The 21,125-nt window shown below is 69.1% G+C and carries 19 protein-coding genes; 7 read left to right on the top strand and 12 right to left on the bottom strand.

Annotated elements, in window-relative coordinates; translation table 11 throughout:
• Positions 1 to 543 precede the first annotated feature (543 nt).
• Positions 544 to 2,256 carry an ATP-binding SpoIIE family protein phosphatase gene (locus RM780_RS12420; protein ID WP_311630718.1) on the top strand — a complete coding sequence of 571 codons (1,713 nt, stop codon included), beginning with the start codon at positions 544 to 546 and terminating at the stop codon, positions 2,254 to 2,256.
• Positions 2,257 to 2,382: 126 nt separating this feature from the next.
• Here RM780_RS12420 and RM780_RS12415 read toward each other — a convergent pair whose 3' ends face one another.
• On the bottom strand, positions 2,383 to 2,943 hold the full coding sequence (locus RM780_RS12415; RefSeq protein WP_311630709.1) for a peroxiredoxin: 561 nt from the start codon (positions 2,941 to 2,943) through the stop codon (positions 2,383 to 2,385).
• A gap of 142 nt (positions 2,944 to 3,085) precedes the next feature.
• Here RM780_RS12415 and RM780_RS12410 point away from each other — a divergent pair, with 142 nt between their 5' ends.
• Together RM780_RS12410 and RM780_RS12405 are read left to right on the top strand one after the other, a co-directional pair.
• The gene (locus tag RM780_RS12410) at positions 3,086 to 3,739 is read left to right on the top strand and encodes a DUF1707 SHOCT-like domain-containing protein (protein ID WP_311630708.1); all 654 of its coding nucleotides are present in this window, start codon (positions 3,086 to 3,088) and stop codon (positions 3,737 to 3,739) included.
• Positions 3,740 to 3,955: 216 nt separating this feature from the next.
• Positions 3,956 to 4,312, top strand: a complete 357-nt coding sequence (locus tag RM780_RS12405) for a WhiB family transcriptional regulator (protein ID WP_311630717.1) — start codon at positions 3,956 to 3,958, stop codon at positions 4,310 to 4,312.
• Between the two features lie 119 nt (positions 4,313 to 4,431).
• On the opposite strand, the gene glpX is transcribed toward RM780_RS12405, so the two are convergent.
• Positions 4,432 to 5,463: a class II fructose-bisphosphatase gene (gene glpX, locus RM780_RS12400; protein ID WP_311630707.1), complete on the bottom strand. Its 1,032-nt coding sequence runs from the start codon at positions 5,461 to 5,463 to the stop codon at positions 4,432 to 4,434.
• Positions 5,464 to 5,611: 148 nt separating this feature from the next.
• Between glpX and RM780_RS12395 the strand changes: the two genes are divergently transcribed.
• Positions 5,612 to 6,250, top strand: a complete 639-nt coding sequence (locus RM780_RS12395) for a DUF4245 domain-containing protein (protein WP_311630706.1) — start codon at positions 5,612 to 5,614, stop codon at positions 6,248 to 6,250.
• Between the two features lie 36 nt (positions 6,251 to 6,286).
• Here RM780_RS12395 and RM780_RS12390 read toward each other — a convergent pair whose 3' ends face one another.
• The 3 genes from RM780_RS12390 to xseA form a co-directional block, all read right to left on the bottom strand.
• On the bottom strand, positions 6,287 to 6,883 hold the full coding sequence (locus RM780_RS12390; protein ID WP_311630705.1) for a malonic semialdehyde reductase: 597 nt from the start codon (positions 6,881 to 6,883) through the stop codon (positions 6,287 to 6,289).
• 88 nt (positions 6,884 to 6,971) lie between these two features.
• Positions 6,972 to 7,286, bottom strand: a complete 315-nt coding sequence (locus RM780_RS12385) for an exodeoxyribonuclease VII small subunit (RefSeq protein ID WP_311630704.1) — start codon at positions 7,284 to 7,286, stop codon at positions 6,972 to 6,974.
• A 10-nt stretch (positions 7,287 to 7,296) separates the two neighbouring features.
• The gene (gene xseA / locus RM780_RS12380) at positions 7,297 to 8,562 is read right to left on the bottom strand and encodes an exodeoxyribonuclease VII large subunit (protein WP_311630703.1); all 1,266 of its coding nucleotides are present in this window, start codon (positions 8,560 to 8,562) and stop codon (positions 7,297 to 7,299) included.
• A 104-nt stretch (positions 8,563 to 8,666) separates the two neighbouring features.
• On the opposite strand from xseA, the gene RM780_RS12375 reads away from it, so the two are divergent.
• The gene (locus RM780_RS12375) at positions 8,667 to 9,686 is read left to right on the top strand and encodes a 4-hydroxy-3-methylbut-2-enyl diphosphate reductase (RefSeq protein WP_311630702.1); all 1,020 of its coding nucleotides are present in this window, start codon (positions 8,667 to 8,669) and stop codon (positions 9,684 to 9,686) included.
• Here the strand turns inward: RM780_RS12375 and RM780_RS12370 are convergent.
• A complete protein-coding gene (locus RM780_RS12370; protein ID WP_311630701.1) occupies positions 9,683 to 10,204 on the bottom strand; it encodes a DUF6542 domain-containing protein in 522 nt (173 codons plus the stop codon). The genes RM780_RS12375 and RM780_RS12370 overlap by 4 nt on opposite strands.
• Positions 10,205 to 10,363: 159 nt before the next feature.
• On the opposite strand from RM780_RS12370, the gene ychF reads away from it, so the two are divergent.
• Complete coding sequence (gene ychF, locus RM780_RS12365; protein WP_311630700.1) at positions 10,364 to 11,452, top strand: redox-regulated ATPase YchF; 1,089 nt, start codon at positions 10,364 to 10,366, stop codon at positions 11,450 to 11,452.
• Between the two features lie 375 nt (positions 11,453 to 11,827).
• Here ychF and RM780_RS12360 read toward each other — a convergent pair whose 3' ends face one another.
• Positions 11,828 to 14,755, bottom strand: a complete 2,928-nt coding sequence (locus tag RM780_RS12360; RefSeq protein ID WP_311630699.1) for a DEAD/DEAH box helicase family protein — start codon at positions 14,753 to 14,755, stop codon at positions 11,828 to 11,830.
• Entirely contained in the window at positions 14,752 to 16,674 is a 1,923-nt protein-coding gene (locus RM780_RS12355) for a DNA methyltransferase (RefSeq protein ID WP_311630698.1), read from the bottom strand. The genes RM780_RS12360 and RM780_RS12355 overlap by 4 nt, the downstream gene beginning before the upstream one ends.
• 169 nt (positions 16,675 to 16,843) lie before the next feature.
• On the opposite strand from RM780_RS12355, the gene RM780_RS12350 reads away from it, so the two are divergent.
• On the top strand, positions 16,844 to 17,701 hold the full coding sequence (locus RM780_RS12350) for a hypothetical protein (protein ID WP_311630697.1): 858 nt from the start codon (positions 16,844 to 16,846) through the stop codon (positions 17,699 to 17,701).
• Here RM780_RS12350 and RM780_RS12345 read toward each other — a convergent pair.
• The 4 genes from RM780_RS12345 to RM780_RS12330 all read right to left on the bottom strand — a co-directional run bounded on the left by RM780_RS12345 (position 17,689) and on the right by RM780_RS12330 (position 21,119).
• Entirely contained in the window at positions 17,689 to 18,543 is an 855-nt protein-coding gene (locus RM780_RS12345) for an aldo/keto reductase (protein WP_311630696.1), read from the bottom strand. The two genes, RM780_RS12350 and RM780_RS12345, sit on opposite strands and share 13 nt — an antisense overlap.
• Positions 18,477 to 19,673 (bottom strand): JmjC domain-containing protein, encoded by a 1,197-nt coding sequence (locus RM780_RS12340; RefSeq protein WP_311630695.1) that lies wholly within the window; start codon positions 19,671 to 19,673, stop codon positions 18,477 to 18,479. Before RM780_RS12340 ends, RM780_RS12345 begins: the two co-directional genes overlap by 67 nt.
• Before the next feature lie 85 nt (positions 19,674 to 19,758).
• On the bottom strand, positions 19,759 to 19,926 hold the full coding sequence (locus tag RM780_RS12335) for a hypothetical protein (protein WP_311630694.1): 168 nt from the start codon (positions 19,924 to 19,926) through the stop codon (positions 19,759 to 19,761).
• Positions 19,927 to 20,270: 344 nt separating this feature from the next.
• Positions 20,271 to 21,119, bottom strand: coding sequence for a helix-turn-helix domain-containing protein (locus tag RM780_RS12330; protein ID WP_311630693.1), 849 nt, complete (start codon positions 21,117 to 21,119; stop codon positions 20,271 to 20,273).
• Between the last annotated feature and the right edge of the window lie 6 nt (positions 21,120 to 21,125).

Genomic DNA, 21,125 nt, shown 5'->3' with positions numbered 1-21,125 from the left:
CTCCGCCCCCTCCGAAGCCCCCGTCACCCCCGGCCGCCGCCGGTCCACGCCCCGGACCGCTCAGTCGCCGCTCACTTCCGCGGGAATTCCGCGCGATTTCCGCGTCCCGCGGCCGTCTGCCGGTGCAGTGCCTCTTGATAGGCCCCCGGCCCCTCTACGTAGGATCAACCACCACGACCGGCATCACTGGACAACGCCCCCACCCCGCACGCTAGTTCCCGCCTGGATGGACTACCCCTCGTGACGGACCCGACCCCATCGCAGCCCGTGGCTCGCACGGCGGACGTACCCTCTTTCGCCGAGAGCTCAGCGCTGCCCCACGCCCGCTCCGAGCCCGCCCCCGCGGGCGAACAGCCGCCCGTTCGCCCCGCCGCGGGGTCGGCCGAGCCCCCCGGCACGCCCGGCGGCTCCGGCGCGTCCGGCGGCGCGGGAGGCCCGGGGCCGGCGCCCGCCACGGGGCCTCCCGCCCCCGGACAGGCCGCGGGCGGCGACGCCGACCGGCTGCGTTTCGTGGGGGCGGCGACCCGGCGCATCGCCCGGGGCATGGACCTGGAGGAGATCGTCCTCGGCCTGTGCCGGGCCACGGTTCCCGCCTTCTCCGACGCCATCCTCGTCTATCTGCGCCACCCCCTGCCGGTCGGGGACGAGCAGCCCGTCACCCCCTGGGTGCTGAAGCTGCGCCGCACCGACCGCATCCCCGAGGCCCTGACCCTGGGCACCCTCGGCGGGCTCGCGGAGCCGCTGGCCGCGCCCGCCCACGGCGCGAGCGCCCCCGCGCCCGGCGCGGTCTCCGCGCCTCGCGCGGACGGCTCGGGCCCGGTCCTGCCGCTGCTGGCCAGCGCCAAGTCCCTGGTGGAGGTGCGGGGCAACGGCCCGCTGGCCGAGGTGCTGCGCGGGGTGCGGCCGTTGTTCGTGGAGTCCCAGGTCCCGCGCGCCGCGCTGCGCGAGCTGACCGGGGCGCCGGGCACCCCCGACGGCCGGCGCGCCATCCTGGCGCCGCTGCGCGGCCGCCGCCGGGTGATCGGCGCCGCGGTCTTCCTGCGCCGCCCGGACCGGGACGCGTTCGAGCAGGAGGACCTCCAGGTCGCCCAGCAGCTCGCGACGCACTCCGCGCTCGGCGTGGACAAGGCCGTCCTCTACGGCCGCGAGGCCTCGATCGCGGACGAGCTGCAGCGGACCATGCTGCCCGACGACCTGCCGCAGCCCACGGGCGTGCGCCTGGCAAGCCGTTACCTCCCGGCCGCGCAGTCCGCGCGGGTGGGCGGCGACTGGTACGACGCGATCCCGCTGCCCGGCAGCCGGGTCGCGCTGGTCGTCGGCGACGTGATGGGCCACTCCACGACCTCGGCGGCCATCATGGGCCAGCTACGGACGACCGTGCAGACGCTGGCGGGCCTGGACCTGCCGCCGCAGGAGGTGCTGCACCACCTGGACGAGCAGGCGCAGCGCCTGGGCACCGACCGGATGGCCACCTGCCTGTACGCGGTCTACGACCCGGTCGAGCACCGGATCGTGGCGGCCAACGCCGGGCATCCGCCGCCGGTGCTGCTCCACGTGGACGGGTCCACCGAGCTGGTGGACCTGCCGCCGAACGCCCCGATCGGCGTGGGAGGCGTCGACTTCGAGACCGTGGAGCTGGACGCCCCGGCCGGGGCGACGCTGGTCCTCTACACCGACGGCCTGGTGGAGTCGCGCTCCCGGGACGTGTGGACGGGGGTGGAGCACCTGCGCGAGAAGCTGACGGCGATCTCGCAGCTGACGCGGCCGGGGACGGCCGGGCCGCTGGAGCCGATGTGCGACGAGATCCTGGACATCGTCGGCCCCGGCGACCGGGACGACGACATCGCCCTGCTGGCCGCCCGCTTCGAGGGCATCGCGCCGGGCAACGTCGCCTACTGCCGGCTCGACCCGCGCGCGGAGTCGGTGCGCAAGGCCAGGGAGCTGGTGCGCGAGTCGCTGGCGCGCTGGGAGCTGCGGGAGCTGGAGGACTCGGTCGAGCTGCTGGTCAGCGAGGTGGTCACCAACGCGGTCCGCTACGCCGAACGCCCGGTCTCCGTGCGGCTGCTGCGCACCGACGTGCTGCGCTGCGAGGTGGGGGACGACGTGCCGCAGCTGCCTCGGCTGCGGCAGGCGGGCCCGGCGGACGAGGGCGGGCGCGGCCTGTACCTGGTCCAGCGGCTGGCCCGGAAGTGGGGCGCGACGCGGCTGAGCACGGGGAAGCTGGTCTGGTTCGAGATGGCCCCGCCCGCCGCCTGAGGCCCGCAAGCGTGACGCCCGCCCGAGGCCCGCGCGCCTGACGCCGGCCTCCCGGGATGGGCCGCCCCCGGGGTCCGGGGGGCGGCCTCGCGCCGCCGGGCACCTCTCACGCGCCCGGGGGCTTCCTCATGCCTCGACGGCCGCCAGCAGCGCGTCGGGGTCGAGGGTCTCCTCGCCGCGGGTCCAGCTGGCCGGGCACAGCCCGCCGGTCTGGAGCGCGTCCAGGGCCCGCAGCACCTCCTGCGGATTCCGGCCCACCGAGCCGTCGGTGACCATGGCGAAGCGGATCACGTCCGCCGGGTCGACCAGGAAGGCGGCCCGCATGGGCACGCCGTCCCGCCCCAGGATGCCGAGCGCGGAGCACAGCTCGCGCCGGATGTCGGCCATCATCGGGAACGGCAGCCCGCGCAGGCCCGGGTGGCTGCGGCGCCAGGCGTGGTGGGTGAACTCGGAGTCGAGCGAGAAGCCCACGATGTGCGCGCCCCGGTCGGCGAAGTCCGTGTGCAGCTCGCCGAAGCCGGTCAGCTCGGTGGGGCAGACGAAGGTGAAGTCCAGGGGCCAGGCGAAGTAGACCTTCCAGTCCCCCTCGTAGGTCTTGTGGCTGATCGTCGAGAATTCCCGCCCGCTCTCCAGCGAGACGCAGGCGGTCAGCTCGAACTCAGGAAACGCATCCCCGACGGTGAGCAAGCCGCTCTCCTTCCCTCTCAGGTCCTCAGGTTGGTGGCTTACCGTGCCATATTCGTCACCCCACGTGGAAATCGGCGCGACCGGACCGAAAGCCCCCCGCGCCCCCTAGTCGCGATGTATCGCGTTTCGCTAGGCTGAGCGGGTGACCGATGGGATACCTCCCGCCGTGCCGCTGGAGAAGCGGCAGCCGGTGCGGGCCTCCGACGCCGAGCGGGACCGGATCGCCGACATCCTGCGCGAGGCCCTGGCGGAGGGGCGGCTGGACGCCGAGGAGCACGCCGAGCGCGTGGAGGCGGTCTACCGGGCCAAGACCCAGGCCGACCTGGAGCCGCTGATCCGCGACCTGCCGGCGGGCCAGCGTTCCGCCGCGCCCCCCTCCGCCGCGGCGTCCGCCGCACCCGCTCGCGCGGGCCACGGCCTCCACCTGGCCGACGCGAAGAACGTCGTGGCCGTCCTCAGCGGCGCGACCCGCAAGGGCCGCTGGCGCGTCGGCCCGAAGGTCAACGCGGTCGCCATCTGCGGGGGCGTCGAACTCGACCTCACCGAGGCCGTGTTCGAGCAGCAGTACGTGGTGATCAACGCGACCGCGATCTGCGGCGGCATCGAGATCAAGGTGCCCGAGAACGTCAGCCTGCGCAGCGGCGGCAGCGGCATCATGGGCGGCTTCGAGGTCCGCGAGTCGGAGTCCGGCGAGCCCGGGGCCCCCGTGGTCCTCGTGCAGGGCGTGGCCATCTGGGGCGGCGTCGAGGCCAGGACCGTCCCCGGCAGGCGCATTCACGACCTGCGCCGCGGCTGACATTCCCCGGGCGGGACGCGGCGAACGTGTCGTGGATCACGTAGGGCCTCCCGTCGTCGCTCCGTGCATAAGCGCGCGCACAGCGGGTAGGGCTCCGGGGACCGTCACTCGTATGGCCCCATGGCGGGAAGGGTGAGCCTGCGACGCCTCCCTTGACGGGTGACGGTCCCATCAGCCAGGAGCGACCTCCGTAGCCGTCGTCAGGAGTTGACCGTGCTGCAATCGTCACCGCCCCACGAGTCCCCGTGGTCACCCGCCGCGCCCGCCCGGCGCAGTCCCCAAGATCTGGCGGGGCCGTGGCACTCGGAGGCCGCCTGCCGGCGGGATGAGGCGGGGCTCTTCTTCGCCCCCTCACAGGAGCCCACAGCGGCCCGGCTCTCCCGGGAGCAGGCGGCGAAGTCGGTATGCGCCCGCTGCCCGGTGCTGCTGGAGTGCCGCGAGCACGCGCTGCTCCAGCCCGAGCCGTACGGCGTCTGGGGCGGCCTGACGGCCGCCGAGCGGCGGGTCGTGCTCAGCCGCAGGCGCCGCCGCGAGTCGGCCGGGCGCCCGGAGGGGATGCCCCGGATCGCCTGAGGCCCGCCCGGCCCCCGTGCGGCGGGCGTGCCACCGACAACGGCCGGGCCCGCCCGGCGCACGGGGCGCCGGGCGGGCCCGGGTGTGCCGCCCGCCGCCTGCGGGCGTTGCGCGGCTCCTTACTTGGCGCGCTCGAAGTCCACGGCGCTGTAGGCGCGGAGCTTGGAGAGCCGGTGGGTGGAGTCGATCTGCCGGATGGTGCCGGAGCGGGAGCGCACGACCAGGGACTGGGTGGTCGCGGTGGCCGCGCGGTAGCGGACGCCGCGCAGCAGCTCGCCGTCGGTGATGCCGGTGGCGACGAAGAAGACGTTCTCGCCCCGCACCAGGTCGTCGGTGTGCAGGACGCGGTCGAGGTCGTGCCCGGCCTCCAGCGCCTTCTGCCGCTCGGTGTCGTCCTTCGGCCACAGCTTGCCCTGGATCGTGCCGCCCAGGCACTTGATCGCGCAGGCCGCGATGATGCCCTCCGGGGTGCCGCCGATGCCGAGCAGCAGGTCCACGCCGGTGCCCTCGCGGACGCTCATGATCGCGCCGGCCACGTCGCCGTCCTGGATGAACTTGATCCGCGCGCCGCTCTCCCTGACCTCCTTGACGAGGTTCGCATGGCGCGGCCGGTCCAGGATGCAGACGGTCACGTCGCCGGGGGAGCCGCCCTTGGCCTTGGCGACCCGCCGGATGTTGACGGCCGGGGGCGCGTCGATGTCGACGAACTCGGCGGCCTCGGGGCCGGTGGCCAGCTTGTCCATGTAGAAGACGGCGCTCGGGTCGAACATCGAGCCCCGCTCGGCCACGGCCAGGACGGAGACGGCGTTGGCCATGCCCTTGGCGGTGAGCGTGGTGCCGTCGACCGGGTCCACGGCCACGTCGCACTCGGGTCCCGAACCGTCCCCGACGCGCTCGCCGTTGAAGAGCATCGGTGCCTCGTCCTTCTCCCCCTCGCCGATGACGACCACGCCGTTCATCGAGACGGTGGAGATCAGGGTGCGCATCGCGCGGACGGCCGCGCCGTCAGCGCCGTTCTTGTCGCCGCGGCCCACCCAGCGGCCGGAGGCCATGGCGCCGGCCTCGGTCACCCGGACCAGCTCCAGGGCGAGGTTGCGGTCGGGGGCTTCGGGGGCTACGTCCAGCGTGGGCGGAAGGTGGTGATCAGGCATCGGGGGTGACCGACCTTTCTGCGCCGAATCGCGCTGAGGGTTGCCTTCGACTGTATCCGGGAGCCGTTCAGATGAGCAGGTCGCCCTACGGATGAGCGAAGGTGGGGGCGGCTGTCGTTCCCGCGCGGCCATGCGCCACCATGGCGGGGTGTCCACCGAATCCGCGACTTACGCACCGGCCGATCCGGCCGAACCGGTCCCCGGCGACCCGGCGGACGGCGCTGTCCCCACGCCCGGCGGCGGGCGCCCGCGGCTTCGCGGTGCCCAGTCCGTCCGGAACATGGTGCTGTCCCTGGCGGTGATCTGCGGCGCCGTCTTCGGGCTGATCCTCCTCAACCCCGACGACCAGCCCGAGGGCGAGGTCCCCACGGTCGAGTACGAGGTGGCAGCCGCGACCGCGGCCCGAGCGGCACCCTATCCGGTGCTGGTTCCCGAGGGGCTGCCGGGGGGCTGGCGGGCCACCTCCGTGCGGTACGACCCGGCCGGGGAGTACGGGCCCACCTGGCGCCTGGGGTTCCTCGACCCGGGGGACCAGTACGCCGCGCTGACGCAGGCGGAGGCCGGGGAGGAGGCCGTGGCCGGGGAGTTCGTCTCCTCCGTCACGCGCGGCGCCGAGGACACCGGGGAGACGCTGGCCGTGGGCGGCCGGGACTGGGCCCGGTACGAGGGGCCGAAGTACGACGCGCTGGTGCTGCGCGAGGACGGGGCCACCACCGTGGTGATGGGCACCGCCTCCTTCGACGGGCTCGCCGCCTTCGCCGGGGCCCTGACCCCGGCCGGCGGCTGAGGCCGGGCCCCGCTCCCGGGCCCGGGCCGCGCGCCCTCAGAGGACCTGGGCGGCCTCCTCGAACGCCAGCCGGGGCTGCCGGGGCGAGTACGCCGTCTCGGCGGGCCGGCCGAGGTTCACCACCACGAGGGAACGCAGGCGGCCCTCTCCGAAGAACTCCTTGTCCACACCCTGCGGGTCGAAGCCGGCCATCGGCCCGGCGGCCAGCCCGGCGGCCCGCACGCCCAGCAGGAAGTACCCGATCTGCAGGGCCGCGTTGAGCACGCCGTGGCGGAACCGGCTCTCGGGCTCGGCGTAGAGCGCGGAGTCCTTCAGGTCCGGCAGCGCGGGCAGCAGGGCCGGAAGCTTCTCGTGGTAATCCGTGTCCAGCGAGAGGATCACCGTCAGCGGGGCGGCGGCCGTGCGCGGCCGGTTCGCCTGCGACATGTGCGGCAGCAGCCGCTCCCGGGCGGCCGGGCTGCGCAGCACCGTCAGCCGCAGGGGCGAGGTGTTGTGCGCGGTGGGGGCGAGCTTGATCAGGTCGTAGATCTCCCGCACCTGCTCGTCGGTCACCGGCTCCTCGGTGAAGGCGCGCGCGGTGTGCGCCTCGCGGAACAGCAGGTCGAGGGCGGCGTCGTCAAGGGCGAAGGACATCCGGGGAACCTTTCGGGGGCGCGGCAGCAGCGGTCACCGCCGGGAACGGCGGCCACGGTCACGCTATTCCCGCGCGGGCCCCGCTCGTTCAGTCCCACTCCTCCGTGTCGCCCTCGGGGCCGCCCTCCGCCTCGGCCTCCCGGGCCCCGCGCGCCGCCCCGTCGCCGCCCCCGGGGCCGCCGTCCTCCCCGCCGCCGTCCTCGGCCGCGATGACCGCGTCGAGCCGGGCCCGCGCGCCCTCCAGCCACCGTCGGCAGATCCGCGCCAGCTCCTCCCCGCGCTCCCACAGCGCCAGGGACTCCTCCAGCGTCGCCCCGCCCGCCTCCAGCCGCCGCACCACGTCGATCAGCTCGTCCCTGGCCTGCTCGTAGCTGAGCGCCGGAGCCGCGTCCGCTTCCGTCATGTCCGTCACCCTATGCCGCCCCTTCTCCGTCCCCGTCCGTGCCGCCGTCCCGCCGCTGATCCGGGCCGACGGGCCCGACCGTCACCGGGAACGCCCCCTCCGCGACCCGCGCCCGCAGCCGCTCGCCCTCGGCCACCTCGCCCGGTGCCCGCACCGCGGAGCCGTCAGCCCGCTGGAGCACCGCATACCCCCGGCGCAGCGTCGCGGCGGGGGAGAGGGCCACCACCCGGGCATGCGTGTGGCGCAGGTCCGCGTCCGCCCGCTCCAGCGCGTGCCCCAGCGTGCGCCGGGACCGCTCGGTCAGCGCCGCGAGCTGCTCCGCGCGCCCGTCCACCAGCGCGTGGGGCTCCGCCAGCGCGGGGCGGCTGCGCATCGCCGCGAGCCCCCGCTCCTCCCGGTCGATCCGGGAGGAGAGCACCCACCGCGCCCGGTCCCGCAACTGCTCGGTCCGCGCCAGCTCCTCCCGCACGTCCGGCACCGTCCGCTTGGCCGCGTCGGTCGGCGTCGAGGCCCGCAGGTCCGCCACCAGGTCCAGCAGCGGGCTGTCCGGCTCGTGCCCGATCGCGGAGACCACGGGCGTCGCGCAGTCCGCCACCGCCCGGATCAGCCGCTCGTCGGAGAACGGCAGCAGGTCCTCCACGCTGCCCCCGCCCCGCGCCACGACGATGACGTCCACCTCCGGGTCGGCGTCCAGCTCCCGCACCGCCTCGATCACCTGCGGCACCGCGTGGACGCCCTGGACCGCGACGTTGCGCACCGCGAAGCGGACCGCCGGCCAGCGCAGCCGGGCGTTCTCCAGCACGTCGCGCTCGGCGGCCGAGGCCCGGCCCGTCACCAGGCCCACGCAGCCGGGCAGGAACGGCAGCCGCCGCTTGCGCTCCGCCGCGAACAGGCCCTCCGCCGCCAGCTCCCGCTTCAGCCGCTCGAGCCGCAGCAGCAGCTCGCCCATCCCCACCGCGCGGATCTCGCTCGCCCGCAACGACAGCTCCCCGCGCGGCGCGTACCACTCCGGGCGGGCCAGGATCACGACCCGGGCGCCCTCGTGTATGACGTCCGCGACCTTGTCGAACACCCCCCGGAAGCACGTCACCCGCACCGAGATGTCGTGCGCCGGGTCCCGCAGGGTCAGGAACACCACCCCGAAGCCCGGCCGCCGGGAGAGCTGCGTGATCTGCCCCTCCACCCACACCGCGCCCAGCCGCTCGATCCACCCGCCGATCAGCCGCGACACCTCGCCGACCGGGATCGGCTCCTCCGCCGTCGTCCGCCTCGCCATGCCCGCAACGCTAGCGCCGCCCACTGACAACGGGCCCCGGCCGCCGCCCCGCGGGACCCCGGCGCCCGCCGGTGCACCCCCGGGCGCCCCCTTACGATGGCCCCATGGCCGATACGACCGACCGCCGCCGCGTCCTGCTCGCCGCCCCCCGGGGCTACTGCGCGGGGGTGGACCGCGCCGTGATAGCCGTCGAGCGCGCCCTGGAGCAGTACGGCGCCCCGATCTACGTCCGCCACGAGATCGTGCACAACAAGTACGTCGTCGCCACCCTGGAGAGGAAGGGCGCCATCTTCGTCGAGGAGACGGCCGAGGTGCCCGAGGGCGAGATCGTCATCTTCTCCGCGCACGGCGTGGCCCCGGCCGTCCGCCAGGAGGCCGAGCGGGGCCGGCTCGCCACCATCGACGCCACCTGCCCCCTCGTCACCAAGGTGCACAAGGAGGCCGTCCGCTTCGCCGAGGCCGACTACGACATCCTGCTCATCGGCCACGAGGGCCACGAGGAGGTCATCGGCACCAGCGGCGAGGCCCCCGACCACATCACCCTCGTCGACGGCCCCGAGGACGTGGCCAACGTCCAGGTCCGCGACCCGGAGAAGGTCGTCTGGCTCTCCCAGACCACGCTCTCGGTGGACGAGACGATGGAGACGGTCGACGCCCTCAAGGGCCGCTTCCCGCTCCTGGTCAGCCCGCCCAGCGACGACATCTGCTACGCCACGCAGAACCGCCAGACCGCCATCAAGCGCGTCGCTGCGGACGCCGACCTCGTCCTCGTCGTCGGCTCGCGCAACTCCTCCAACTCCGCCCGCATGGTGGAGGTCGCCCTCGGCGCCGGCGCCCGCGCCGCCCATCTGGTCGACAACGCCGGGGAAATCGACGAGGCCTGGCTGGAGGGCGTCGGCACCGTCGGCCTCTCCTCCGGCGCCTCGGTGCCCGAGGTCCTGGTGGACGAGGTCCTGGAGTGGCTGGCCGCCCGCGGCTTCGCGGACGTGGAGGTCGTTCAGCCGATGCGCGAGCACATCCAGTTCTCGCTGCCGAAGGAGTTGCGCCGGGACCTGCGCGCCGAGGCCGCGGCCAAGGTCGCCGCCGCGTCCGCCGCCCCGGGAGCCTCCGCCGACGGGTCCTAGGAGGGGCGCCGCCGCGCCGTCCGCCCGGCGTTCGCCGCCCGGCGCGCCCCCGCCAGCCGCCGCCGGAGCAGGACCAGCGCCTTGCGCGCCAGCGCGATCAGGGTGGCCAGCAGCGTTCCGGCGAACAGCCAGGGCGCCCGCAGCGCCAGCTCCGTCACGGTCGCGACCAGGCCCTCGGTGGTGATCAGCCCGGCGGCGAACGCGATGGGCGCGGCGATCGGGGCGCAGATCAGGTCTGCCGGCCGCACCCACAGGGCCGTGGCCCCCGCCGTGGCGACGAACAGCGTGCCGTAGAGCGCGGGCACCCCGCCCAGCAGCTCGCAGAGCCGGGCCCAGGACACCATCCCGGCCAGGGCCAGGACGCCGCAGCCGAGCCCGGTCAGCCGCGGCCGGGGCAGCCTGCGCCGCCGCCTGGCCCCGGCCCGCGCGGCCGGGGGACCGGCCGGGCGCGGCACCCGGGTGCGCACCCCGGCGGACGACAGCCGAGGGTGACGAATCGTGTGCGTACTGTGTTCCACGGCGCCACGGTAAGCCGGGGCGCGCCGGGACCGCCGGGTGGACACGCGAGCCGCCCATATGACAGTCGTCCCGTCCGCCCGCCCCGCCGGGCCCGGCCCCGCCGCCCGTAGACTGGGACCTCGGCCCTTACGTCTCGCACCCTCTCCGGGAAGTCACACGTGTCGCTCACGATCGGAATCGTCGGCCTGCCCAACGTCGGCAAGTCGACCCTCTTCAACGCCCTCACCAAGAACGACGTGCTCGCGGCCAACTACCCGTTCGCGACCATCGAGCCCAACATCGGCGTCGTCGGCGTCCCCGACGCCCGCCTGGGCCGGCTCGCCGAGGTGTTCGGCTCCCAGCGGATCGTCCCGGCCACGGTCGACTTCGTCGACATCGCCGGCATCGTCCGCGGCGCCAGCGAGGGCGAGGGCCTGGGCAACAAGTTCCTCGCCAACATCCGCGAGTCCGACGCGATCTGCCAGGTCATCCGCGCCTTCAAGGACGAGAACGTCGTCCACGTGGACGGCAAGGTCTCACCCAAGAGCGACATCGAGACCATCGACACCGAGCTGATGCTCGCCGACCTCCAGACCATCGAGAAGGTCCTCCCGCGCCTCGTCAAGGAGGCCCGGATCAAGAAGGACAAGCAGCCGATGGTCGCCGCCGTCGAGGAGGCCAAGGCGATCCTGGAGGAGGGCCGCACCCTCTACGCCGCCGGCATCGCCCACGGCACCGAGCGCGCCGAGCCGCTGCGCGAGCTGCACCTGCTGACCGTCAAGCCCTTCCTCTACGTCTTCAACGTTGACGAGGACGAGCTGACCGACGAGGCGTTCAAGGAGGAGCAGCGCGCCCTGGTCGCCCCGGCCGAGGCCATCTTCCTCAACGCCAAGCTGGAGGCCGACCTCGCGGAGCTGCCCGAGGACGAGGCCCTGGAGCTGCTGGAGACCGTGGGCCAGCACGAGCCCGGCCTGGCCACCCTCGCCCGCGTCGGCTTCGCCACCCTCGGCCTCCAGACCTACCTCACCGCGGGCCCCAAGGAGGCCCGCGCCTGGACCATCAAGAAGGGCGCCACCGCCCCCGAGGCCGCCGGAGTCATCCACACCGACTTCCGACAGGGCTTCATCAAGGCCGAGGTCATCTCCTTCGACGACCTCCTCGCCACCGGCTCCGTCCCCGAGGCCCGAGCCCAGGGCAAGGCCCGCATGGAGGGTAAGGACTACGTGATGCGCGACGGGGACGTGGTGGAGTTCCGCTTCAACGTGTAGCGGGTCACATAGCATGGCGTGACTGATCTGGCAAATACGCAGGTCATAGGGGTCTGTCTCTTCGGGGGCAGGCCCCCTTTTCATGCCCGTGCTGACTTGGTGCTGACCTGTGGGCACCGCTCATCACCCCTCTGCACCCCTCCCGTGCTGGTTTCGTGCTGGCTTTTCGTTGATGGGCCCTTGAACCTGTGGAGTGGGTTGTCGGTGCTACATGGGGAGAGATGCGGTGTGGACGCACAAGCGCGCGCGTACACAAGCGCTAGCAGGGCCCCGGTGCTCGGATCGGCTCACCCAGCTACCAGAGGCCCTGTCGCTACGCACCGACCCTGGCATGATCACCAGACAACCAGGTTGGTCGGCATGCAGAGAGCCTTGTCAGAACATCCTCTCCTGTGCCGACTGATCTGTACGCCGCAGACGCGCGTAGTCAAGAAGCTCGCTGGCCCGAACGTTCTTCGCCTTCCATTCACGCACGATGGTTTCGCCGAGTAGGACGTAGTTCCATTGGAGGTTCCCGCGGAGGTGATCCGGTAGCTGGTTGAGCTGTTCGCACCAGGCTAGGGCAGCCCGCTGCTTGCGCTTGACGTTCTCATCGCTCAGTGCCGACTGCGCCTTGGTTTCAACGATGTAGACGTCGGTGTCCGTGCGCACAAGGAAGTCCGGCGAGTACTGGGCAGGCATGCCGTCCGCCTTGAGGTACGGACGACGCAGGAAGTCATGTCGGTATTCGTGAACCTTCAACAGTGCTTCCACATGGGAGTCCTGATCAGCCCACTCGATAAACAGCCGTTCCAAGCCGCCGCTCTTCGAAGGAACCGGGAGCTTCGGATAAATGCACTTCCTGACGTCGACGCTTGAGCTGGAGCGGACCGGGATGGTCTTTACTTCCGACAAGAGTCGGTGCTGCACGATTGCCTCGGAAACCGACTGGATTTCCTGAAGTTCAGTTAGTTTGGTGGCAAACACTCCAGCGATCTCGTGCGCGACGTCGTCGAGCAGTAGCACGCGCCAGTTCTCACCCTCAAGAGGGTTGAAGTCCTGCTTGAACATCCGCCGACGAATGTAGACGTCCAGCCAACCGGTCAGGAGTGGTTTGTACGCCTGCATCATCGGGTACTGGCTAATCTCCTTGTACTTGCCCGCGCTGCTGGTGAGGTTGCGGCCGAGAGCCTCAGAAATGCGGGTCGTCATACGCGAGAGATAGTCGTTGTAACCAGTGGCCGTGAGGATCCCGCCATCAACGCGATAATCGCCGTACTGAGTGCCGGTCTGGGCGTCGTGCGAAACAAACCGGTCACCCTGTCCGATCTGTCGAATCAGCCAGTCGACCTGGTACTTGCTGACAGGGAGCGTCATCGGGTCGACGCTCGGCTGCCTCAGCTCCTCATCGGCGTCCCTGACAATGACAGGAATCTCGAAGTCGTACGCTTGGTAGCCCGCCCGCAGGTCGACGTTCTCTAGATCACCAGTGGCGTCTGTTGAGTCCGCCTCGTCGCCAACCTCACCGACGAGGTCACCACCGAGCAGCTCCTCGTAGAACCGCGAAAACGCCGGGTGCTCGACGATGAATAGTACATCGAAGTAGTTGGTTGGCTCCTCGCGACGAGCAATGCGCTCGCGAGTTTCCCGCTTGAGTTCGTCAATGGTGTCATTGCCTCGCCACATGAGCCGTAGACCGCGTCCGATGGTCTGCTCAAGCAGAATTGAGGCTTCCGAGGAACGCAATGGCACCACGACGCAGATGTTGTTTACGTCGAATCCCTCGCGGAGCATCAGCACCGAGACGATGACCTTCGGTTGCTTATGCCGGTCGACATCAAAGAGGCGCTCGCGGATCGGTTCCCAATTCTTGGTGCCCAATTCCGACTTGCGGCCGGAATCGACGCGGAGGATATCGTCTCCAGAGAGCCCAATGCTCTGCAGGAACTCCACAACGTGTGGTGTTACTGTGGTGTCTTCGCAGACCACCAAGAGCTTTGGGTGCTTTTCAGGGTCGGCGTCAACGAATTGGGTCTCCAGTATCTGCAGCTTCTTCAAACCGGCCCGCAGCATGACACGCTGCCCTTCCGACAGGCCAGTCACGCGCTTTTGCTCGTCGCGTTCTGCTTTGAAGTCCAGAGGCAAGGCCGCCACGTCCTTGCGCTTGTCCAACGCCAGCGCCTTAACCAAGCCGGCGCGCATGGCAGAGGTAAGGTCAAAGTCGACCACGATGTGTGGAAAGTACTGGCGGCTCTTCTTTCTGCCAGATCCCACTTCATTGTACGGGGTTGCCGAGAAGTCGACCTGGATGAAGCGTGATCCCTTGGTCGAGGCGATCTCCATGAGGCTCTTCTGCCACTCCACATCCGTGACCTCTTCGGCCCTACGGACTTCGTGGATGTGGTGGGCCTCGTCGTTAAAGACCATCAGGTCGGGCACATCCGTAAGCGCCCCGAGCGGTCCGCCACGCAGGAAGCGGCGATCAAGGACGTTCAGGGCGTTTCCGGCTGCCGTTCCCGGTGTTAGCGGAAAGAGGCTCTCTACAGCCGCCTTGGCGTCAATTTCACGACCCGGTGCGTCAATGTCGTCCTCATCGATGAAGTCCGGATCTTCCTCCCCGGCCAGCAGATGCCAGTTGGTAATAGCAACCAAGCCGGAGCCTGTGACCTTCTGCCCGATCTCGCCCTTGGTCACGATAGAAGACTGAAGGAAGCCAAATACAGGCGTGCGATAGTTCTCTGGGATGAAGAGATCGCGTTGCTGGTAGATATCGCTTGTCGTGAAGTCGCGATCCCCGTTGACCATCTTGCCTTGGAACGAATCCAGGAGCCGATCGTAGACGATCAGCCCCGGAGCCACGAGCAGGAAGTTGCTGGTGAAACGTTCGTCTTTCGGATTAGCAAGCTTGTTGAGGTACTGCCAAACGAGCAGTGCGTTCAGCACCCATGTTTTACCAGTTCCGGTTGCCATTTTGGCGGCGTACTTCGGATGGGCGTGGCGGTCCCGGGTAACCTCGCCGAGCACGCCACCGTCGAGCATGGCCTCTCCTGCGACAGCCTCGTACAGCTCACGCAGGTTCTTCGCTCCGACGACTTCATGGGCGTAGATGATGTGCAGAATCGCGGCACGCTGCCCCTCATGAAAGTTAAGGGCTCGCGTGTCGCAGTGATCCTGCTGAAACCAGAACTTCAACAGTTCTGACGTTGTTGGCGTGACCTGATCCAGAAGGTCGGGACCATGGCCCGCCACCAAGTCAGGGATCTGGTGGTTGACCAGCTTCGAAATTCCGGTCGCGAGCGGAAAGAGATCACGATTCTGAGTCATCGGTCAACCTCAACTCCATCGACAACGACCTCGGATTCGAAGCCGAAGACGTCCACTGCGCGTACGCAGACGCGCCGCGGAACTTCTTTCCTCGGCAACTGGAGCCAGGCCGTCGTGACGACACGCAGCGGGTCGCTCTCGTTCTCGGTGTTGCCCCGATAGTCCTGCCAAACAGAGCGGAAAACCTCACCGTCATAGTCGGGATCGACTGCCCAGTACTCGATTAGCGTCAGCGGCTCATCGTTCATGACCTTCTGCAGAGCCGACCGGTTCTTCTCGTCTAGGTTGATTGCCTCTGGTGAAAGCAGGATGTAGTTCCGGAGATCGACCGCCAACTCCTCACCATCGGCGACATTTTTGCGAGAGGTGACTGCGGCCTCAAGATATTGGAGACTTGAGAAGCGGACTTCGCCGGCCAGCTTGTCGAGGCCCTTTTTCTTGAGGCGGTCGAGCAGATCCGGCGGAATTACCAGGACTTCGAGTTTTGGGTCCTGAAGGCTTGCGATGTCCTGTCCGATGCCGGCTGAGAAGTTCCAGCCGAGCACTGTAACTTTGTCGAATCCTCCAAGCTTGCTGTCGCGGTAACCTTGAGCACGACGGAGCGTGGAAATCGTGGTGAGCTTAGATGGGCTATCGGCGAATACCAAGGTGCGCGAATTCGGCAGGCGGCCGAGACTTCCGTTGACATTGTCCTCAGGGGGTAGTGGCAGCGCACCGAACAGGTCGAGCACTACCTTGGCAAGGTCACCGACTCGAAACGAACGGCCGAGCGTCGAACGGGCCTGCTCCACCTGGTAGTCACCAATGGCTTGGTAAAGGAATGGATTGGCGTCCTGGTCGATGAGACGCTTGCGGGTGATCATCGCAGCGGGCTTTCCGAGATCAGACGCAATCCAACGCCTGCCCAGACGTTCGGCCACGGCCGCAGTTGTGCCTGAGCCGATGAAGAAATCCGCAACCAGTGCACCCTCATCTGTAGTAGCGGAGATGATCCGCTCAAGAAGCGTCTCGGGCTTCTGCGTATTGAAGCGCAGATTTTCAGTTCTGTCCGCAGGCTGAAGCATGGAGAGACGCCAGACATCGTCGACTGTCCGATGAGTCGAATCGATATAGATGACTTTCCCGTTCTCATCCTTCGCGTTGACGATGGCCTTCTTCTCGCTCGACCAAATTCGCTTAATCTGGCGGACCGGTTTATCGCGTTGCTCCTTCTGGGGATTGAATGTGAATTCGGAGCTCTTGCGATAAAACATGATCATGTCGTGATTGCTGGGGAACCTCTTAATGTTCCCCTGCATCTTGTTGTAATACCACCAAACGATGTCGTTAGTGAAGTTTTCCCGACCGAAGATCTCGTCGAGGACGATCTTCACGTAGTGGCCAACGTGCCAATCAAGGTGAACAAAGATTGAGCCGGTTTCGGCGAGCAATTCACGCATGAGAACGAGGCGTGGCGTGATCATCGCTAGGTAGGAGGCTGTTCCGTCGGACCAGGTATCCGAGTAGGCGAACTGCTCAAGAACGGTCGGCTTCTGGTCTATCTTCGTGCCCGGAAGTGTAATGCTCGTGCGATAGTCCGCCTTGGAGTCAAACGGCGGATCAATGTAGATGAGGTCGACCTTGCCCCGAAAACTCGGAGTCTCTTCATCACCAGCCAAGAGAGCGGCCATCGCCAACAAGTTATCGCCGTAGATGAGGCGGTTCAGTCGTTCACCGCTTGAGGTGATGTCACCCCCGGCCTCGGTCTGCTGCGCCTGGCGGAACAGGTCAAAATTCGCAGTGTCCTTGGACGGGATAACCAGTTCGCGTGTCTGCAGGGTGACCCGGTTCCGTCCCTCCAGCTGCTCCAAGATCTGAGCGGCCTGCCGCTTGCCCGCAGCGACAATGCCCGGCAGCTGCTCCAGAAGCGACTTGCCCACGTGCATCCTCTCACTCACGCCGACGCTCTCCACCTTGGGCCTTTCCCCTGGTTGCGCCAGATGTCTGACCCTACCGTTGGGGGAGGGCTGCAGTCTCTGAGTCGCGCGAGATGAGCTAGAGAGGCTCGCATGAGCCTGCCCGGGCCGGTTCGCTGCTACGGTCCCACCTATGACGCTCTCGGTATCTACGGCTCGTGCCGTCGACCTGCGGGTTGAGCCCGTTGACGGGATTCTTGATCGCGTGGAGCAGTCGCTTCAGACACGCCTGGACCGGGACACAGTAGTACGGAAGCGCCGCTCGGTCGGGGCGCAGACGGACCGTGATACGTGGGTGCGTATCGAGCGGCGTGGGCTCGACAAGATCGGCGTCCAGGGCTGGAACGGCACCGAGTGCGCTGCTCGACTGAAGGGCATTGCTCAGCCTGCGTGGCAGGGGTGTGTGGTTTGGCGGGACGCGAGCGAGCCGGTGATGTGGCGGGCCGACGAGACTGAGCTTCTGTCGGGGACGCCGATCGGCACTGCCGTGCTGAGCGAGGACCCGAAGCTGCCAGATGAGTGGTGGAAGGCGTTCAACACCTCGCTGGACGCGCTCGCGGCTCAGGACACGAGGCGCGTCGCCACCCCGGACACCCTCACAATCACGCAGGCCCTCGTCACCGAGTCCATCCGTGACGCGTTCGCTGGTGACTTCGACACGACCGTTGAGCGGTGGGTGCCGGCCCACGCGGATCTGAACTGGGCCAACATGACCGCGCCGACGTTCTGCTTGTTCGACTGGGAGGACTGGGGGAACGCGCCGCGCGGGCTGGACTCCGCTTCGCTGTGGGGAAGCTCGCTTGCCGTCCCAGCTCTGGCCGATCGCGTACGGCAAGAGCGGCGCCGTGACTTCGAGAGCCGGGACGGCAAGCTGATGACTCTGTTCGTGTGCTCGAAGATCCTCGGGCCGGATGCGCACCCGGAGGACCCTCGACTGGAGCCCGCACGCCGCATGGCCGAACAGATCGTCGCGGAGCTTCAGACGGGCTGACCGGGCGACCGGCCTCGGAGGAGGCTCCGGTATTGGCGGATCGCCTGCTCGTCGACCTCGCCAGCCAGAGCACCGATCAGTTCGCTCAGATGGGCGGGTTCGTCGGTGCCCACGGCGATGATGTCGACTTGGGGGAGGCGGTAGGCGGCCCTGAAGGCCGCCTGTACGCGGGAGAGCCCGGCGCCGCCTCGGAGGAAGACGCGGGGGTCGATCCGGTCCCACACTGGGGTGCCCGTGCTGCCTCCGAAGGGGCTCATGCCCCACACCCTGCCGCTCATGCCCAACGCCAAAGCGAGAGCATCTGCGGCGTCGAGTGTTCTGATGCCGACCAGCAGGCCGGCACGGACCATGAGGGCGGACGGTTTCGGCGTGGTCGCGTCGATCAGCTCCGGAAGGGGTGACGGGTCCCAGGAGGCGATGCCCCAGGCCCCGCACATTCCCTGTGTCGCGGCGTCGGCGAGGGCGGCGCACGCCAAGGCCAGAACATCCCGGTTGTGAGGGGCGGCTTCTTGGAGCGAGTGTTCCAGCTTGTGCAGGAACACCACGTCCGGCTCTCGTCCGAGGTCCCGGGCCGCCTGTTCCACGGCCCTGTGCAGCCGAGTGGGGTCCAGGGAGTGTTCGGCCCGGTCCGCCCTCGGGAAGTAGCCCACCTTCGTGGAGAGCGTGAACTTCGGCAGCAGATCGCTCGCGATCTGTGCAAGGACCTCATGAGAGCGGAAGCCGAGGTAGTTGGCGCTGGTGTCGATTGCCGTGACGCCGAGGTCCAGTGCTCCGGTCAGGAGACGGCGTTCGTGACGAGACCGGTGTAGCCCGAGGACAACTCGGGGGTCAGAGTCGCGCACATCTCCTCCTTCACGAGGATCTCGGCCACCTCCGCGACTTCAGCCCCGACGACGGTCGCCGCCTGGTCCAGAGGGACCGGCTTGCCGCTCAGCAGCAGACGAAGCGCGGGCACGGCCTTGGCCGTGAGGGTGATCTTCTTCCCCGAGGCCACGACATCGACGGTCTCGCCGTTCTCGCGGATTTGGGGCGGGAAGTGGGTGGTGCACGCCACGGCGTCGAGCGGCCCCAGGATGTCGAGGAACGGGACGTGCCGGGGGAGCGCCGTCGCCTGCTCGTACGCGGCAAGGAAGTCGGACGGGGCGCGCTCGCCGATCAGCCGGACGGCTGCCTCGGTCAGGGCCTGAGTGCCGCTCCCGTGCACGCGATCCAGGTCGCGCCGGAAGATCTCGTGCTCTCGGCACCAGTCGCCCAGCCATGCGAGCCAGCTCGCTCCCGTGCGCTTGGTGATCCCGAACGTGACGTGCAGGCTCTTCCCCGATCCGTGGCCGTTGCGGGTCGCCTGGTGCCAGTGCCCCCGGGGAATGTGCATCACGTCGCCGGTCTTCATGACCCCGACCCAGACGATCTCCTCAGTCGGAGTGTTGTTGGGGTCGGAATCGCGGTACATGGGGACTTCACGGGAGGTTCCGCGTACCTCCCACTCCTTCTCGCCAGCGAGCTGGATGATCACGACGTCGTGGTCATCCCAGTGCAACGGGAAGCCCGCGGCGTCGTTCGTCGTCAGATATGCGTTGACCTGCACCCGCTCGTGTGACCACCACTGCAATGCCCGGCAGGCGACTTCCATCGTCGGGTCGAAGACGTTGACCTGGTCGAGGATGAGCGTCGCGCCTTCCCCCAGCAGCCGGCCGAGGCTGCGCATGTTGACCATGGGGATGCTCTGGCCCCGGGGGCTGACGGTGTCGGTGTAGTAGATGGCCGGGTGGACTTCCTCGCCCTTCTGGAAGCACCGGAACTGCGGGCGGTTCAAGCTCCGGCGCATGGCGATGTCGAGCAAGCGGTTCGGGGTCAGGATGCGGGAGACGAGGGCCGGGTCGTCGATGCTCCCGCGCACGAAGCCCTTGCCGAGCTCGTCCACTCCGTTCCACCCGAGCGCCGTCTCGATGGCGTTGATCAACTGGTGCTCCATGACTGCTCCTCATGAGTTGAATCACGTGACGCAGCTGCGGCGGGGGGCCCGCACGGCGGACCGCGCGGACCCCCGCCGCCTGGTGCTACTCGATGTCGGTCAGGTTGCCGTCACCGCCCGGCCAGGGGGCATCGCCGGAACTCCCGGCGTTGTCGGACCGGAGGCTGTCGTACCGGTCGTGGACGGCGGTCAGTTCCTCCACCGCCACCAGGAGGCCACTCGGGGCCGGCGGCGGTGTCGTGGTCTCTGCCACCTCGTGCTCCTTCCTCTTCGGTTCTCCCGGCCGCGTCCGGCCGGGCTCGTCTGATGGAGCTGTGCTGTGCATGGCGCCGGGGTACCTCGGGGGAAGTCGCCCTGCGCCGTTCCCGGCCGGTGCTGCCCTTTGGTCGTCGGCCGGAGCCTGTGGGTTACGGGGAGGTACGCAGGGCCTCTGGGACGTGGGTGAGGAGCGCCACGTCACGGGTGAGTGAGTCGACGGCCGGTCAGCCCTCCACAAGCCGGGCCGTCGGCCGAGGCAGACTGGCTCTGCGGAGGCGTCAACGACCGTACGCAGGCAGCGAGATCGGGCTCAACGAAATTGCGGGTAATTGCGGAACGTCATCTGAGGACGGTGATCGCCGCGTTGATGAGGGCACGAGCGCGGGCGCCGTAGACGGCCATCTTCGCGAGTGCGGCGAACGCCTTGCGGTAGTCGGCAATCTCGCGCGGCTGCCTGATGTTGATCTCGGCGGTCAGGGTCTCCACCACGGCATGGGCGTCGTCGAAGACGTAAAACGCCTCCAGGGGCCAGATGACGCGCTGGGCAGTGAAGGGGATGACACCGAGCGAGACCGAGGGCAGTGGCAGGACGTCAAGCAGGTGCCGGAGCTGGTTCGCCATCGTCTCCCGGTCGCCGATCCGCGAGCGCAGAACCCACTCCTCCAACAGCACGACGAAGCGGTGGCCTCCCTCGTACAGGAACCGACTACGGGCGAGGCGGGCGGCGACGGCCTCGGCGACGTCGTTGGGAGTTCCCTGGAAGTCGGTGATCGACTGCATGAGGGCGGTGGCGAAGTCGGTGGTCTGGAAGAACCCGGGAACGGCGTTGGAGCAGTACACGCGGCACACAGCCGCTTGCTCGTGGAGGGTGTAGAAGTCCTCTTGGACCTTGCGCATGCCGTTCTTGTGGATGCGCCGCCACTCCACATACATGGAGTCGACCGCCCGCGCCGTGGCGATCAGATCCTCTGTCTGGTCCTCCGCTCCACAGGCCGCGCACCAGGCCCTGATGTCCGCGTCGGAGGGTGCGGCCTCGCCCTTTTGGATGCGGGTCGTCTTCGCCGGGTGCCAGCCGCACCGGGAGGAGAGCTCCTTCCCGGTGAGGCCGGCGTCCTGGCGAAGGTGCTGCAGGCGCTTCGCGAGGGCTTCACGCGCCGCCTGGGCGCTGGACGAGGGGGAGGCGGGCATGGGGTC

It is taken from the genome of Streptomyces boetiae (assembly GCF_031845405.1).
Classification (GTDB): Bacteria; Actinomycetota; Actinomycetes; order Streptomycetales; family Streptomycetaceae; genus Streptomyces; species Streptomyces boetiae.
The sequence above is the reverse complement of the archived record's forward strand: the minus strand, read 5'-3'. Positions and strand labels throughout refer to the sequence as shown.

Excerpts from the sequence above, each read along its gene's own strand:
- RM780_RS12390 (WP_311630705.1), bottom strand. The coding sequence starts at position 6,883 with ATGTCCTTCGCCCTTGACGACGCCGCCCTCGACCTGCTGTTCCGCGAG.
- RM780_RS12360 (WP_311630699.1), bottom strand. The coding sequence starts at position 14,755 with ATGACTCAGAATCGTGATCTCTTTCCGCTCGCGACCGGAATTTCGAAG.
- RM780_RS12350 (WP_311630697.1), top strand. The coding sequence starts at position 16,844 with ATGACGCTCTCGGTATCTACGGCTCGTGCCGTCGACCTGCGGGTTGAG.
- RM780_RS12340 (WP_311630695.1), bottom strand. The coding sequence starts at position 19,673 with ATGGAGCACCAGTTGATCAACGCCATCGAGACGGCGCTCGGGTGGAAC.
- RM780_RS12385 (WP_311630704.1), bottom strand. The coding sequence starts at position 7,286 with ATGACGGAAGCGGACGCGGCTCCGGCGCTCAGCTACGAGCAGGCCAGG.
- RM780_RS12375 (WP_311630702.1), top strand. The coding sequence starts at position 8,667 with ATGGCCGATACGACCGACCGCCGCCGCGTCCTGCTCGCCGCCCCCCGG.
- xseA (WP_311630703.1), bottom strand. The coding sequence starts at position 8,562 with ATGGCGAGGCGGACGACGGCGGAGGAGCCGATCCCGGTCGGCGAGGTG.
- RM780_RS12330 (WP_311630693.1), bottom strand. The coding sequence starts at position 21,119 with ATGCCCGCCTCCCCCTCGTCCAGCGCCCAGGCGGCGCGTGAAGCCCTC.
- glpX (WP_311630707.1), bottom strand. The coding sequence starts at position 5,463 with ATGCCTGATCACCACCTTCCGCCCACGCTGGACGTAGCCCCCGAAGCC.
- RM780_RS12420 (WP_311630718.1), top strand. The coding sequence starts at position 544 with ATGGACCTGGAGGAGATCGTCCTCGGCCTGTGCCGGGCCACGGTTCCC.